At 46.2% G+C, this 15,752-nt stretch carries 16 protein-coding genes; 15 read left to right on the forward strand and 1 reads right to left on the reverse strand.

What is annotated here, in order from left to right; all coding sequences use genetic code 11:
• Nucleotides 1–174 precede the first annotated feature (174 nt).
• The 14 genes from rimP to dut all read left to right on the forward strand — a co-directional run bounded on the left by rimP (nt 175) and on the right by dut (nt 14,185).
• On the forward strand, nt 175–642 hold the full coding sequence (gene rimP, locus MHH63_RS09230) for a ribosome maturation factor RimP (protein ID WP_076127842.1): 468 nt from the start codon (nt 175–177) through the stop codon (nt 640–642).
• A 26-nt stretch (nt 643–668) separates the two neighbouring features.
• Nucleotides 669–1,766 carry a transcription termination factor NusA gene (nusA, locus tag MHH63_RS09235; protein WP_076182615.1) on the forward strand — a complete coding sequence of 366 codons (1,098 nt, stop codon included), beginning with the start codon at nt 669–671 and terminating at the stop codon, nt 1,764–1,766.
• Between the two features lie 28 nt (nt 1,767–1,794).
• Nucleotides 1,795–2,103 (forward strand): RNase P modulator RnpM, encoded by a 309-nt coding sequence (gene rnpM, locus MHH63_RS09240; RefSeq protein ID WP_036688467.1) that lies wholly within the window; start codon nt 1,795–1,797, stop codon nt 2,101–2,103.
• A 25-nt stretch (nt 2,104–2,128) separates the two neighbouring features.
• Nucleotides 2,129–2,419, forward strand: a complete 291-nt coding sequence (locus MHH63_RS09245) for a L7Ae/L30e/S12e/Gadd45 family ribosomal protein (protein WP_370511500.1) — start codon at nt 2,129–2,131, stop codon at nt 2,417–2,419.
• A complete protein-coding gene (gene infB / locus MHH63_RS09250) occupies nt 2,412–5,072 on the forward strand; it encodes a translation initiation factor IF-2 (protein WP_341143235.1) in 2,661 nt (886 codons plus the stop codon). The genes MHH63_RS09245 and infB overlap by 8 nt, the downstream gene beginning before the upstream one ends.
• Nucleotides 5,073–5,090: 18 nt before the next feature.
• Nucleotides 5,091–5,438, forward strand: a complete 348-nt coding sequence (rbfA, locus tag MHH63_RS09255; RefSeq protein ID WP_076127845.1) for a 30S ribosome-binding factor RbfA — start codon at nt 5,091–5,093, stop codon at nt 5,436–5,438.
• A 72-nt stretch (nt 5,439–5,510) separates the two neighbouring features.
• A complete protein-coding gene (locus MHH63_RS09260; RefSeq protein ID WP_076106341.1) occupies nt 5,511–6,488 on the forward strand; it encodes a DHH family phosphoesterase in 978 nt (325 codons plus the stop codon).
• A complete protein-coding gene (gene truB / locus MHH63_RS09265) occupies nt 6,485–7,399 on the forward strand; it encodes a tRNA pseudouridine(55) synthase TruB (RefSeq protein ID WP_076127847.1) in 915 nt (304 codons plus the stop codon). The genes MHH63_RS09260 and truB overlap by 4 nt, the downstream gene beginning before the upstream one ends.
• Before the next feature lie 37 nt (nt 7,400–7,436).
• A complete protein-coding gene (locus tag MHH63_RS09270; RefSeq protein WP_076182610.1) occupies nt 7,437–8,384 on the forward strand; it encodes a bifunctional riboflavin kinase/FAD synthetase in 948 nt (315 codons plus the stop codon).
• A 148-nt stretch (nt 8,385–8,532) separates the two neighbouring features.
• On the forward strand, nt 8,533–8,802 hold the full coding sequence (gene rpsO / locus MHH63_RS09275; protein ID WP_036656390.1) for a 30S ribosomal protein S15: 270 nt from the start codon (nt 8,533–8,535) through the stop codon (nt 8,800–8,802).
• Between the two features lie 293 nt (nt 8,803–9,095).
• Nucleotides 9,096–11,198 carry a polyribonucleotide nucleotidyltransferase gene (gene pnp / locus MHH63_RS09280; RefSeq protein ID WP_076127850.1) on the forward strand — a complete coding sequence of 701 codons (2,103 nt, stop codon included), beginning with the start codon at nt 9,096–9,098 and terminating at the stop codon, nt 11,196–11,198.
• Between the two features lie 235 nt (nt 11,199–11,433).
• Nucleotides 11,434–12,417 (forward strand): polysaccharide deacetylase family protein, encoded by a 984-nt coding sequence (locus MHH63_RS09285; RefSeq protein WP_076182607.1) that lies wholly within the window; start codon nt 11,434–11,436, stop codon nt 12,415–12,417.
• A 78-nt stretch (nt 12,418–12,495) separates the two neighbouring features.
• On the forward strand, nt 12,496–13,764 hold the full coding sequence (locus MHH63_RS09290; RefSeq protein WP_036688449.1) for a M16 family metallopeptidase: 1,269 nt from the start codon (nt 12,496–12,498) through the stop codon (nt 13,762–13,764).
• Nucleotides 13,739–14,185, forward strand: coding sequence for a dUTP diphosphatase (dut, locus tag MHH63_RS09295; RefSeq protein WP_172628834.1), 447 nt, complete (start codon nt 13,739–13,741; stop codon nt 14,183–14,185). Before MHH63_RS09290 ends, dut begins: the two co-directional genes overlap by 26 nt.
• A gap of 314 nt (nt 14,186–14,499) precedes the next feature.
• Here dut and MHH63_RS09300 read toward each other — a convergent pair whose 3' ends face one another.
• The gene (locus tag MHH63_RS09300) at nt 14,500–14,775 is read right to left on the reverse strand and encodes a hypothetical protein (RefSeq protein WP_341171428.1); all 276 of its coding nucleotides are present in this window, start codon (nt 14,773–14,775) and stop codon (nt 14,500–14,502) included.
• An 80-nt stretch (nt 14,776–14,855) separates the two neighbouring features.
• Between MHH63_RS09300 and dpsA the strand changes: the two genes are divergently transcribed.
• Complete coding sequence (gene dpsA, locus MHH63_RS09305) at nt 14,856–15,752, forward strand: dipicolinate synthase subunit DpsA (protein ID WP_076182605.1); 897 nt, start codon at nt 14,856–14,858, stop codon at nt 15,750–15,752.

Genomic DNA, 15,752 nt, shown 5'->3' on the forward strand with positions numbered 1-15,752 from the left:
GCTAGAAAAGAGTGCTCCAAAGGGGGAGTCAAGGGCTAGCACTTGTCAGTCCAGTTTCCCTATGGTATAATTTCTTTGGTAATAATGAGATAAGTCCGTTGTGTAAAGAGTGGGGAAACCCACTCTTTATCTTTGGTATATAGCAAAAGACAAGTTCGTGGAGGTAATTTTCTTTTGAGCACACCCAAATCTAAAATTAAACAAACGGTAGAGCAGATGCTCGGGCCCTATCTCGACGACAATGGTTTCGAACTGGTGGACGTTGAATACGTGAAGGAAGGCTCCAATTGGTTTCTGCGTATATTCGTAGATAAAGAAGGCGGCATTGATATTGATGACTGCGGGATCATTAGCGAATATTTCAGTCAGAAGTTAGATGAGAATGATCCTATTCCTGAGGCATATTTCCTTGAGGTTTCCTCGCCGGGAGCAGAGCGTCCTCTCAAAAAAGCTGCGGATGTAGCTAAAGCGGTAGGTAAGGACGTGTATGTGACTGTTTATGAGCCGATTCAAGGACTCAAAGAATTTGAAGGTCGTTTGCTCTCGTTCGAGAACGAGGAACTGCTCATCTCCGCGGGCAAAAAAGAACATGTAGTACCGTACGCCAAGGTCGCAAGTGCGAGATTGGCCATTATTTTTTAACGTCTTGAAAGGGGGGCCGGAAATTCATGAGTATGGAGTTTATTGAAGCAATGAATGAGCTGGAGAGGGAGAGAGGCATCAGTAAAGATGTGCTGTTTGAAGCGATTGAAGCGGCGCTGATCTCTAGTTATAAACGTAATTTCAATGCAGCACAGAACGTGCGTGTTGACATGAATCGCAATACAGGTGTCATTAAAGTGTTTGCCCGCAAGTTAATTGTTGAGGAGGTCCTGGATACAAGGACTGAAATCTCGTTGCCGGCAGCCAGAGAAATTAACCCGCATTTCCAGCTGGAAGATATCGCTGAGCTTGAAGTGACACCGCGTGATTTTGGACGTATTGCCGCACAGACTGCTAAGCAGGTTGTAACTCAACGAATTCGCGAGGCAGAGCGTGGACTTATCTATAATGCTTTTATCGACAAAGAAGATGATATCGTTACTGGACTAGTTCAACGTCAAGATATGCGGAACATTTACATTGATCTTGGTAAAATCGAAGCGGTTCTTCCGCTTAGCGAATTGATGCCAGGTGAAAAGTTCAAACAAAGCGAACGCATCAAGGCTTATATCACAAAAGTTGAGAATACAACAAAAGGTCCGCAGATTATGCTCTCCCGCAGTCATCCTGGATTACTGAAGCGTCTGTTCGAGCTTGAAGTTCCTGAAATATTTGACGGTGTAGTTGAGATTCGTTCTGTAGCCCGTGAAGCTGGCTTCCGCTCGAAGATTGCTGTGTATTCCCGCAATCCAGAAGTAGATCCCGTTGGTTCTTGCGTAGGTCCAAGAGGCACACGCGTTCAGACCATCGTTACTGAGCTTCGCGGTGAGAAGATCGATATCGTCCGTTATTCTGATCTGGTGCAGGAATATGTTGCGAATGCACTTAGCCCTTCAAAGGTTCTTGAAGTTCAAGTCTTTGAAACGGAGAAGATGGCGAGAGTTATCGTTCCTGACTATCAATTGTCACTGGCTATCGGTATTAAAGGGCAAAATGCACGTCTTGCCGCTAAACTTACCGGCTGGAAGATTGATATCAAGAGTGAAACTCAAGCGGAGCAGGAATACGGCAGACCGAAATCTTCTATTGATGAAATGCATCAGGATTCCGTCTCCATAGATTAATTAACCTGCTTGACGGGAGGCGTTTGTAATGAAACAAAAAAAGGTGCCGCTGCGTAAATGCGTTGCTACCCAAGAGATGATGCCTAAAAAAGAGCTGATTCGTGTGGTAAGAACGCCTGAAGGTGAAGTGCTGATTGATCTGACGGGCAAGAAGTCAGGCCGTGGTGCTTACATATGCGGCAAGCTTGAATGCTTTCAGCTGGCACAAAAGAACAAAGCACTTGACCGTGCATTGAAATGTCAAGTGAGTCCTGAAATCTACGCCCAGCTAGCCCGGGAGTTTACTTCCGTGGAAGAGCAGTTTCTAGCAGCAAAGGATAGTGAGGATAATGAGTAAGGCGCTTTCTTATTTAGGGCTTGCCATGAGAGCAGGCAAGATAGTCACCGGTGACGAGGCTGTACTCAAAGCTGTACGGTCTTCAGAGGCGAAGCTGGTCGTTCTGGCAGGTGACGCTTCAGATAATACCCAAAAAAAGTTCCGTGATAAATGCGGAACTTACGATATTCCACTAGTAATCGCATTTCACCGGGATGAACTCGGTGCAAGTATTGGTAAAGACCAGCGCGTAGTACTGGCCATTACGGATAAAGGATTCGCGGAAATGATCTCCAAGCAACTCGGAGATACTGTCGGAGGTGGATTTATTGACTAAAGAAGAGAACAAAGATAAATTGCGCGTGTACGAATACGCCAAGTCACTAAACATGAGCAGTAAAGAAATTATTACTATTCTGAAGCGTTTGAATGTCCCTGTGAATAATCATATGAGTGTCATGGAGAATGGATCCGTGAACAAAGTTGAACAGTTCTTTAAGGATATCAAATCAAATGCTGCAGCCAAGCGGGATACCGGCACCAGCAGCCGGCCGGTAACAACCGGTGCGGTAACAGCCGAACCTCAAAGTGCTCAGAATGCCAACAAAAATCAACAGGAAAAGCAGGTAGGTATGAACAGTAACCAAAACAACAACCAATCGACGACGTCCCCAAGGCCCCAAAGCGGACAAGATTCCCGCAGAACACAAACAGGTTCAACGCAGAATGCACGTCCGCAACAAAGCGGTGCTCCACGTACTAACAGTACTAGCAGTACTAGTAGCAGCCGCCCGCAAAGCAGCAGTACTGGCGGCAATCGCCCACAAGGTAGCAATACCGGTGGCAGCCGTCCGCAAAGCAGTAATACTGGCGGCAACCGTCCACAAGGTAGCAATACCGGTGGCAGCCGTCCGCAAGGTAGCAATACTGGTGGTAGCCGCCCACAAGGCAGCAACACTGGTGGAAGCCGTCCACAAGGCAGCAATACAAGTGGCAGCCGTCCGCAAGGACAAAGCAGTGCACCACGCACTGACAGCCGTCCACAAGGTCAATCTGGCACAGGCGGAGGTTTCACACGCGGTGATGACAGAGGTCCTAAAAAGAACACAACTGGTGGCAGACCGAATAATAATCAAAGACGTTTCGATGATGGTAAAGGTGGTAACTACCGCGGTCGTGGTGGTAAGAATGGTCGTGGCAAGAACCAGCCAATGGTACACCGCGAGAAGATCGATAACACACCTAAGAAAATCATCGTTCGTGGCAGCATGACCGTTGGTGAAACAGCGAAATTGCTTCACAAGGATGCTTCTGAAGTAATCAAAAAGCTGATTTCGATGGGTGTTATGGCTACCATCAACCAAGAACTTGATATCGACACCATTTTGCTGCTCGCTGCTGAATTTGGCGTAGAAGTAGAAGTGAAGATTCCTGTTGACGAGGACAGCTTCGAAACAGTGGAAGAGAATGACAATGAAGAGGATCTTCAGACTCGTCCTCCAGTAGTTACTATTATGGGTCACGTTGACCATGGTAAAACTACACTACTTGATGCTATTCGTTCGACCAATGTGACGCTAGGCGAAGCCGGCGGAATCACTCAGCACATCGGTGCTTATCAAGTCGAAATCAACCAAAAGAAAATCACGTTCCTTGATACACCTGGTCACGAAGCATTTACTGCTATGCGTGCTCGTGGTGCACAGGTTACGGATATGACAATTATCGTAGTAGCTGCTGATGACGGTGTTATGCCTCAGACCGTTGAAGCTATTGCACACGCTAAGGCTGCTGGACTTCCGATTATTGTCGCTGTTAATAAAATCGACAAACCGGGTGCAGATCCTGATAAGGTGAAGCAAGAGCTTACAAGTTATGAACTTGTTCCTGAAGAGTGGGGCGGAGATACCATCTTCGTTAACCTCTCTGCGAAACAACGTATTAACTTGGAAGAACTGCTGGAAATGATCCTGCTCGTAGCTGAAGTTAATGAGTACAAAGCGAACCCTGACAAACGGGCACGCGGTACTGTTATAGAAGCTGAGCTTGATAAATCCCGTGGACCAGTTGCTCGTATACTCGTTCAGAACGGTACGTTGAAAGTCGGCGATGCCTTTGTAGCAGGTAACTGCTTCGGACGTGTACGTGCGATGGTCAATGATAAAGGTCGTAAGATCAAAGAAGCTGGACCATCTACTCCAGTTGAAATTACAGGTTTGACTGAGGTACCACAAGCTGGAGATCCGTTTATGGCTTTCGAAGATGAGCGTAAAGCGCGTGCGATTGCTGATAGACGTTCTACTTCCCAACGTCAATCTGAGCTGAATACGAACACCCGTGTAACTTTGGATGATCTGTTCCAGCACATTAAAGATGGCGAGATCAAAGACCTTAACGTGATTATCAAAGCTGACGTACAAGGTTCAGTCGAGGCGCTTAAAGGATCCTTGGCTAAGATCGAAGTGGAAGGCGTACGCGTGAAGATCATTCACAGCGGTGCTGGTGCAATTACTGAATCCGATATTACGCTTGCAGCAGCATCGAATGCTATCGTTATCGGCTTTAACGTTCGTCCAGACGCACAGACCAAAGCAGCTGCTGAGCAAGAAAAAGTAGATGTTCGTCTGCACAACATTATCTACAATGTAATTGAAGAAATCGAAAGTGCCATGAAAGGTATGCTCGATCCTATCTATAAAGAGAATGTTATCGGTCACGCCGAAGTTCGCAGCGTGTTCAAAATCAGCAAAGTGGGTACCATTGCAGGATGTATGGTTACTTCCGGTAAAATTACCCGTAATGCTGAAATGCGCTTGATCCGTAGCGGAATCGTAGTGTTCACAGGTAAGGTTGATACTTTGAAACGTTTCAAAGATGATGCCAAAGAAGTGGCGCAAGGTTATGAATGTGGCATAACTTTGGAACGCTATAATGACGTCCAAGAGGGCGACATTATCGAAGCGTTTCTTATGGAAACTGTAGAGCGCTAAGCGAAGAGGTGAATATAGATGTCTAAAATTAGAGCAGGACGAGTGGGCGAGCAGATCAAGAAAGAGCTTAGTCAACTTATCCAAAGCGGTCTGAAAGACCCTCGAATCGGTTTTGTAACTGTAACTGGCGTAGACGTGACTAACGATCTATCGCAAGCCAAGGTATACCTAAGCGTGTTCGGGGATGAAGAGCAGAAGTCAGACTCGCTTAAAGCGATTGAGAAAGCCAATGGTTTTCTTCGCTCAGAGCTTGGCAAGGCCATTCGCCTTCGGCATACACCGGAGCTGATCTTCAAGTTCGACGAATCTGTCGCTTATGGCAGTCATATTGAGAAGCTTCTTGGAGAGCTTCATAAGAACGATTAGAAATAAGTGATTAAAGTGGGGTTCAAAATAGCGTTATGCTATTTTGAACAACCTTTAAAAAGGAGACGGCGAATGCAGAGCTATGAACAAAGTCTCCAGCAGACCCGTGAGTTTCTGCTGGAACACGACGATTACCTTGTAGTGTCGCATGTTCAGCCGGACGGAGATGCAGTCAGCTCCACCCTTGCGGTGGGCTGGCTTCTCTCATGTCTGGGCAAAAAATACACTATGCTGAATGAAGGACCAATCCCGAAGCGAATGGAATACCTATGGCATTCGGATGAAATCATCAATATGGCCTCTAGTGAACCGCCCCGTCAATACAGCAACGTCATCTGTGTGGATTGTGCGGATTTTCAGCGAGTAGGGCTGACAAATCGCTATTTTGCGAATGAGGCTCTTATCCTGAACATTGATCACCATCCAACAAATAACGGTTATGGATTCGTTAATTTAATCAAACCGGATGCAGCTGCGACAGCGGAAATTTTGTTCGACCTGCTGAAGACATTCGAGATCGAATGGGATATTGATATCGCCACAGCTATATATACGGGTCTGTTAACAGATACCGGTGGTTTTCGTTATACCAACACATCACCAAAAGTAATGGCAGCTGTATCTGAGCTATTATCCCTTGGGGTTAACGGTCCTGAACTCGCTGAGACATTGCTTGAAGAAATGACGCTGCCACAGGTTAAAATATTAAATAAAGCCTTAAATACGCTGGAATTATCTCCTGAAGGAGATATTGCCTGGCTATATGTTACACCCGAGCATATGATCGAATGTGCTGCTGCTAATGAAGATTTGGAAGGAATCGTAAACTACCCTCGTAATATTCGGGGCGTGGAAGTAGGCATTCTTTTTAAAGTTATTCACGAACATGCGGTCAAGGTTAGCCTGCGTTCTGCCGGTAAAGTAGACGTGGCTGCATTGGCGCAAACGTTTGGAGGCGGCGGTCATACCCGTGCTGCAGGTGCGCGTATAGAAGCTACGCTTGAAGAGGCAATAGCTCAGGTGCTTGAGGAGGTAAGACGTCATTTATGAGTGAATTAGAAGGTGTTCTGGCGGTTTATAAACCGGCAGGCTTCACTTCACATGATGTTGTAGCCAAGGCACGTCGGATTCTCGGCATGAAACGAATTGGTCATACGGGGACACTAGATCCCCAAGTGACTGGTGTATTGCCGCTTTGTCTGGGACGTGCTACTCGCGTTGTGGAGTATATTCAGGAGCTGCCCAAAGAATATGTGGCAACACTGAGACTGGGGATGTCCAGTGATACTGAAGACTTAACTGGAACCATTACGGAAACTGTTGATGAGGTTCATGTAACTGAGGAAGAGATTCTTGCAGTGCTTGCCTCTTTCAAAGGCGTAATTTCTCAGGTTCCTCCCATGTACTCTGCGGTGAAAGTCGACGGCAAACGTCTTTATGAATTGGCTAGAGAAGGCAAAACCGTTGAACGGAAAAGTCGCGAAGTAGAGATTTATGAAATCGAAATGACGGATATGACTTGGGAAGGTAATCATCCCGACATCACTTTCCGGGTATTATGCTCCAAAGGCACGTATATTCGTACACTTTGTGTAGATATCGGTCGTGCGCTTGGACTGCCGGGTGTAATGGTGAAGCTGGAGAGAACAATGTCGGCAGGAATTTCTGCCAGCCATTGCTTATCTCTTGAGGATATTGCCGCGCACAAGGAAGCCGGAACATTGGAAGATCATTTAATCGCTGCTGATGAGGCAATTTCGCATTTGCCTAAGCATACCGTTATGGATGAGAAGAAGAAGGCAGCACTGCAAGGGCAACGTTTGTCTTCGCGGTTCATTGCTCCAGAAGTGAAGACAACAGGTCAAATTCGGCTATACGATCTTCAGGGATTGTTTCTTGGCATTTATGAGCTGGAAGAGACAGGTGCTATTGCCCCAGTAAAGGTGTTTGCACAAGCTTAAATCAATTTTACCAAGTGAATTGTAGGTGAGAAACAGCGTGAGAACCGTAACGTTAACCTATCCGATGTCGCCGGAGACTGCTGCCGAATGGGCACAACCTCAAGTGGCTGCTCTAGGGCAGTTTGACGGCCTGCATCGTGGACATGCCAGCGTCATTACATCCGCTGTAGCCTTAGCCCGTAAACAAGGTGTGCCGGCTGCAGTCCTTACATTTCATCCTCATCCCAAAGATGTTATGGGTAAGGGAGATTATGAAGGGTACTTGACGCCACCCTTTGAAAAGCAAGAGATTCTTGCCAGCATGGGTGTCGATATCCTGTATGTTGTTGAATTTAATGAGCAGCTTTCCCGGGTTAGTCCACAGAATTTTGTCTCTGTTATGCTTTTGCCGCTACATATTGTAACTGCAGTTGTTGGCTTTGACTTTCGCTTTGGCTACCAAGGTGAAGGCGATGTTGAGATGCTTCGCAAACTGGGTGAAGGTGTTATGAATGTGGAAGTTGCTCCTCCTTTTCTGCTTGAAGGTGAAAAGGTTAGCAGCTCCGGCATTCGTAAAAGTCTCCAAAATGGAGATCTGGGGCTGGCAAACTCCTGGTTCGGACGTTGCTATCATCTGCGTGGTGAAGTGGGGCATGGTGAGAAGAGAGGCCGCACAATTGGTTTTCCAACTGCCAATTTGAAGCTCAGTGATCATTTTGTCATTCCGACCAAAGGTGTATATGCGGTCCGAGTCTTTTATAAGGATAAAGTTCTGTACGGGGTTATGAATGTGGGTGTTAAACCAACCTTTCATGAGGGTGTGTTAACTCCGAGCTTTGAGGTTCATCTTTTTGACTTCGAGGGTGACCTGTATGATCAAGAGCTTAAGGTAGAATTGGTATCTTACATTCGTCCAGAACGGAAGTTTGACTCCATTGGAGCATTGATTACTCAGATTGGCGAGGATGCAGAAACCGCGAAGAAGATTCTGGAGTATAATTTATAGTCATCCCGGACAAGCCGTTTACTTTTGTTAATGGAGATGCTATACTAAGTAACGTTGCTGGCTTACAGCATCATAACCTTAGCTTGGTTGCACGTTCTCACCGACGGTGACGAGGCTAGTGGCGATTATATTGAAGGAGGTGAACAGGATGGCATTAACTCAAGAACGTAAACATCAATTGATCGACGAGCACAAAACTCACGAATCCGATACTGGATCCCCTGAGGTGCAAGTTGCTATCCTAACGGAGAACATCGTTAATTTGACTGACCACTTGCGTACGCACAAGAAAGATCATCACTCCCGTCGTGGATTGTTGAAAATGGTTGGACAACGTCGTAAACTTCTGGCGTATTTGAAAAACAAAGACATCAGACGTTACAGCGCCCTGATCGAAAGACTGGGATTGCGTCGTTAATTTTCCATAAGATTACTCTTAAAGCAGCCTGGTTGTATACCGTATGTCCTTCTCGGAGCGACAGCGGGACAGCTGGGTTGCTTTTTGAAAATTTAGGGAAAACTTAATATTAGGATCGATGAGATTATTCGCAAAAACGGCGACTTTACTTTTCAGTAAGGCCCAGCCGTTTCTTCTTATATGCATACAGAATAGGCAGCCTCCCTTTGGGACAAGCCTTTCCAATTCATTTAGATCGATATGTGAACCTGCTATTTTAGACTGCGGGTCTACTACTATTCAAGGAGGTATTTATGGAAAAACGTGTAGAAATGCAGCTGGGTGGAAGACGCCTTGTGCTGGAAACGGGCCGCCTGGCTAAACAAGCAAACGCAGCCGTTATGGTGCGTTACGGGGATACTTCGGTATTATGTACCGTTACGGCTTCAAAAGAGCCTAAGGATCTGGATTTTTTCCCGCTTACAGTTAACTATGAGGAAAGATTATATGCGGTAGGTAAAATTCCTGGCGGATTTATTAAACGGGAAGGTAGACCGAGTGAGAAAGCGATTCTGTCCAGCCGTTTGACTGACCGTCCAATCAGACCACTGTTCCCTGAAGGTTTCCGTAACGATGTTCAGGTATTGAACATGGTAATGAGTGTGGATCAGGACTGCGCACCAGATATTGCTGCTATGATCGGTACTTCAGCAGCACTTAGTATTTCCGATGTGCCTTTTGATGGACCCATCGGCGGCGTTGCTGTAGGTCGGATTAATGGAGAGTTTGTGATCAATCCGGATATGTCTCAGCAAGCAATCAGTGATGTTTATGTGGTGGTTGCTGGAACGAAGGATGCAATCATGATGGTTGAAGCAGAAGCGAACGAAGTGACGGAAGATGTGATGCTCGAAGCGATTATGTTCGGTCATGATGAAATCCGCAAGATCGTTGCAACCATTGAAGAACTGGTTAAAGTGGCTGGTAAAGAAAAAATGGCTGTGAAGCTGCATACAGTGAATGCTGACGTGAATACTGAGGTCCGTGCATTTGCTGAGGCTCGTCTGGTGGAAGCCGTTAAAATAGCTGAAAAACATGCGCGTCAGGAAGCGATTGATGTCGTTAATGATGAAGCGGTTGCGTATTTCGTAGAGAAGTACATAGAAGCACCGGAGCTTCTGAAAGATGTTAAAGAAGTCCTACATGATATCGTGAAGGATGAAGTAAGACGTCTAATCACACATGATAAGGTTCGTCCAGATGGACGTAAACTTGATGAAATCCGTCCGATTGAATGTGATACAAGTCTGTTACCGCGTACACACGGTTCCGGTCTGTTTACACGTGGACAAACACAAATCCTTAGCGTTTGTACTCTTGGAGCACTAGGTGATGTGCAAATTCTTGACGGAATCGATCCTACTGAAACGAAACGTTTCATGCACCATTACAACTTCCCGCCGTTCAGCGTAGGGGAAGCTCGTCCGCTTAGAGCACCAGGACGCCGTGAAATCGGTCATGGAGCACTTGGAGAACGTGCATTATCCAAGGTTATTCCTAGTGAAACTGAATTCCCGTACACGATTCGTCTAGTATCAGAAGCGATTGAATCTAACGGTTCTACTTCCCAGGCAAGTATCTGTGCCAGCATTCTGGCTATGATGGACGCTGGTGTGCCAATCAAAGCACCTGTAGCCGGAGTAGCAATGGGTCTGATCAAAGACGGAGAGCATGTCTCCATCCTGACGGATATTCAAGGTATGGAAGATCATCTCGGAGATATGGACTTCAAGGTAGCTGGTACAGCAGAAGGTGTTACAGCTATTCAAATGGACATTAAGATTGCCGGTATCGACCGCAAAATTCTTCAGGATGCACTTCAGCAGGCTAAAGAAGGCCGTCTGTTCATCTTGGACAAAATGAATGAAGCGATCTCTGCGCCAAGACCTAATCTGTCCAAATATGCTCCAAAAATCATTATTATCAACATCAATCCGGACAAAATCCGTGATGTTATCGGTGCTGGTGGTAAGATTATCAATAAAATTATTGAAGAAACCGGCGTAAAAATCGACATCGAACAAGATGGCCGTGTCTTTATCGGTTCTTCAGATGAAGAAATGATCCAAAAGGCGCGTTCGATTATCGAAGGACTTGTGCGTGAAGTACAAGTTGGAGAAATCTATGTGGGTACAGTTAGACGTATTGAGAAATTTGGAGCATTTGTTGAACTAATTCCGGGTAAAGACGGATTGGTACACATTTCCCAATTGTCTACTGAGCGCGTAGCTAAGGTTGAAGATGTTGTAGCTGTCGGGGATACAATTACCGTTAAAGTTACCGAAATCGACCAACAAGGCCGGGTTAACCTGTCGCGTAAAGCGGTATTGACTTCGGAAACTGGAGCTAAAGCTTAAGTTTCGATTGTAGAGGTACCTTTTCTAAAGTACCTAATAGCATAATAAAAGGAGACAGAAGCGATTGCGTTCTGGCTCTTTTTTTATATGAAATAAAGTAAAGTGCATCACTATCACGCCTCTGGCCTCTGTTCTTATGACATAAATTCCTCTCTTGTCTCATAGATTGGGACAAAGTGTCTTTGTATTCGTGTGGAACGGACTACAAGTCGTTTCTACCGGGGAGGAAGTCGTCATGAAGACGGAAAAAGTGGCTTTAGTGGTTGCTTGTATTGCGATCGTGATAGGAATTGGCAGCACTCAGGGACCGGTAAAGGACATGCTTGCGCAATTGAAGCCGCAGGATGACCTAGCTGTGTGGAAGGATATTTCTAAGGCGGAGAACAATGATCTTCGGGCACGGATTGAGACCGCCGCAGCCAAGCTTAATGCCCCTCCAGTGAATGCTGTGGTTGATCGGGTATGGAAGGCGATTCCGGGTTATAACGGGCTTGAAATTGATGTAGAGAGTACATATCGGAATGCTCTTTTGGCACCAAAAGAACCTATAAAATTTGTGTATCGGCAGATCGAACCACAGATATCCCTGAATCAACTGGGAGCTGAACCCATATATCGTGGGAATCCGGCTAAGCCGATGGTATCGCTGATGATTAATGTGGCGTGGGGAAATGAGTACATTGTGCCAATGTTGGATGTTTTGGATGAAGAGAACGTTAAAGTTACGTTTTTTCTGGATGGGAGCTGGCTGAGTAAAAACCCGGAACTGGCTAAAGAAATGCTAAAACGCGGTCATGAGATGGAGAATCACGCTTATACCCACCCTAATATGAGTACTTTAAGTCGTGCACGAGCTACTGTAGAAATTGAGAAGACACAAAAGCTGTTAAAGGAATCGCTTGGAGTCACTAATAAATGGTTCGCTCCCCCTTCTGGTGATTTCGATCAGGAGACCGTAGAAATTGCAGGCAGTTTAGGGCTCAAAACCGTACTTTGGACCGTGGATACCGTAGATTGGCGTAATCCGTCTCCTGAATCTGTGGTTGCCAAAATCACAAGCAAAGCGGAACCGGGCACTCTAGTCCTAATGCATCCCACAGCCGCATCCTCCAAAGCTCTGAAGGCCATGATACGTGGAATCAAAGCAAAAGGGTTACAGCTAGGCACAGTTAGTCAAACACTCTCAGCAGAGCGGCTAATCCCCTCTAATGTTGAGTGAGAGATGTATTTCTGGTAGGATTATAGGCACGTGTAATTAAATTAGATAGAACATGGCTATTAGCCAGGAGGACTTGAAGTGGAAAAAATAGTGTTATCCAATGGTTTACGAGTGGTAATGGAGAAAATCCCGACCGGCCGGTCCGTTTCTTTCGGAATCTGGGTAAAGACAGGCTCTCGGAATGAACATCCTGGAAACAACGGGATATCCCATTTTGTAGAACATATGCTTTTTAAAGGTACGGATCGGTACAGTGCCAAGGATATTGCTGAGCAGTTTGACGCCATCGGCGGCAATGTAAATGCGTTTACCTCAAAAGAATATACATGTTATTATGCTAAAGTATTGGATGAGCATCTGCCCATCGCTGTAGATGTGTTAGCGGATATGTTCTTCCGTTCACGGATGGATGCTGAAGAGCTGGAGAAAGAAAAGAATGTCATCCTTGAGGAAATTTCCATGTGCGAGGACACGCCGGATGATCTTGTGCATGATTTGATGTGTGCTGCTGCCTACAAGGACCATCCGCTTGCGTATTCCATCCTTGGCTTGAAGGAACGGCTAATGGAGATGAAGCCGGATGATCTTCGGGCGTATATGAAGGAACAATACACGATTGAGAATACGGTTATAAGCGTTGCCGGCAACATCAGTGATGGATTGATTGAACTGCTGGAACAGCATTTTGGTTCTTTTGATAATCATGGTACAAGTGCGCCGCTGACTCCACCAGATTACTATGGAGAGCTCTTATTTCACCGCAAGAAAACAGAGCAGAATCACATCTGTCTTTCCTTACCAGGTGTCCGTTCTGGCGATCCCCTGCAGTATGCTATGGTGCTGATTAATAATGCCGTAGGCGGAGGGATGAGCTCCCGCATGTTCCAGGAAATTCGTGAAAAGCGCGGATTAGCTTATTCGGTGTATTCCTATCACAGCTCCCAGGCAGATTCTGGTCTGTTTACGGTCTATGCTGGAACAGCGCCCAAGCAAACAAAGGATGTCATGGAGTTAATCAAGGAAATGATGTACGAACTTGCTACCAACGGCCTCAGTGAAGATGAGCTGAGAAAAGGTAAGGAGCAGCTTAAAGGCAGCCTCATTCTTAGTCTCGAAAGCACTAGCAGCCGAATGAACCGTATCGGAAAAAATGAACTTATGCTCGGAAGACATAATACATTGGACGATATGATCGCCAAAATTCAGCTAGTGACGATGGACAATATCAACAGTGTGCTGGACCATATGTTCGCGGAGCCGCTTTCTTTAGCGATGGTAGGCTCATCAGATAAAGCTATTGCAAATGTTAGGAGAGATGATCTTGTCTTATTACGTACAAATCAATAAACTTGCTGGAAACGAGGATGTAAATCTTCCTTGTAAAATGTCGGAGCAAGCTTCCGGTTATGATCTTTATGCTGCCGTTGCGGGTGAAATTGTACTTGCACCAGGAGAGCGGGCATTAATTCCAACAGGGATTTCACTGGCTATGCCAGAGGGGCTTGAAGCGCAGATCCGTCCGCGTAGTGGACTGGCCTTGAAGCACGGGATTACCTGCTTGAATACACCTGGAACTATAGACGCTGATTACCGCGGAGAGATCAAAGTGCTCTTGATCAATCTGGGGCAGGAGCCTTTTGCTATCGCTCGCAATGAGCGGATTGCCCAAATGGTATTTCAAGCCGTTCCAGTGGTTAATTTGGTGGAAGTGGAAGAGTTGTCCGAAACACAACGCGGAGCCGGAGGCTTTGGCCATACTGGCAAGTAAGATTGTTGTTACAATTCATTTAAAAAGCTTACGAATTCATGCCCAAGGCATGATTCGTGAGCTTTTTTTGATATGCAGAGTTAATTATCCAAAACTTTAATTTCTTCGATTGTTATGCAACTAACTCCGATTCCCCCATCGAATAAACTCAGCATTTTCATTGGCGCTCTGCCACTACTCTAACCCTACCGTCAAAGTAAAGACGAAGCCCCTATCGGACCCCAGTGCTCTTATTTATAACAATTCTGCTTAATTCGGCTGTTTTCGGACCCTAGTGTCACTATTTGATCAATAACACCTGTTAACGAACCTATTTACATCGAATAAGAGCTCTCCAGTCCGAAACTCCTCCTAAAAGGCAAAAAATACACAAATAGTTGCATCTCGGTCCGTAACCCGTAACCCGTAACCCGTAACCCGTAACCCGTAACCCGTAACCCGTAACCCGTAACCCGTAACCCGTAACCCGTAACCCGTAACCCGTAACCCGTAACCCGTAACCCGTAACCCGTAACCCGTAACCCGTAACCCGTAACCCGTAACCCGTAACCCATTAGTTCATCATCAGCCTTGCGTGCCGGGGATTTCATTTCCGCTCTTCACCCATTAACTATGCCCAGCATAAGATGCTTTATAGTCGATAGTGTATGTTGAAAGGAGCGTCATCCCTATGCTTACTGGCGTCAGGATCGTGTTCCTGGGCGGGGACGCGAGACAGCTTGAAGTGATTCGGAAATGTGTGGAATTGGATGCGACGGTAAGCGCTGCCGGGTTCGATAAGTGGGAGGCCCCTAGCCCAGGGGTGAGCCTGGAACAATTGACGGTAGAGCTGCTGAGTAATGCAGATGTATTAGTGTTGCCTACGGTAGGCTGTGATGATGAAGGAAATATTAGTGCTCTATTTTCTTCTGAGCGTTTAACGATTCTGGAGGAGCATTTCACTGCGCTGCCATCCGATTGTTTAGTGTATACCGGTATGGCTAAAAGTTACTTGCGCGGGATGTGTACCAAGCACTCACTGAAGTTAATCGAACTGCTTAATCGTGATGATGTGGCTATTTACAACTCTATCCCGACAGCGGAGGGAGCGCTGGTAATGGCCATTCAGAACACGGATTTTACAATTCACAGCTCGAAGTCAATGGTGCTGGGTTTAGGTAGAACTGGATTTACAATGGCTCGAAGTCTACAGGGACTGGGGGCCAGTGTAAAGGTTGGTGTCAGAAAACAAGAACATTATGCACGTGCTGAGGAAATGGGCTGGAAGCCTTTTATGACCAATGAGCTGCTGCTTCACGTACCGGATGTGGATCTTATATTTAACACGATACCAAGTATGATCATCACCGCGCAGGTGCTCTCGCGGCTTGCGCCGCATTGCGTAATTATTGATCTGGCATCTGCACCAGGCGGCTGTGACTTTCGTTATGCTGAGAAACGTGGGATTAAGGCGATGCTGGCTCCAGGACTCCCTGGCATTGTAGCTCCAAAAAGCGCTGGGATTATTATGGCAAATGCGCTGGTACAGTCGATTTCGGACGAGGCTTTAATCAAGGGGGACGAATAA

It is taken from the genome of Paenibacillus sp. FSL H3-0310 (assembly GCF_038002785.1).
GTDB lineage: Bacteria > Bacillota > Bacilli > Paenibacillales > Paenibacillaceae > Paenibacillus_AQ > Paenibacillus_AQ odorifer.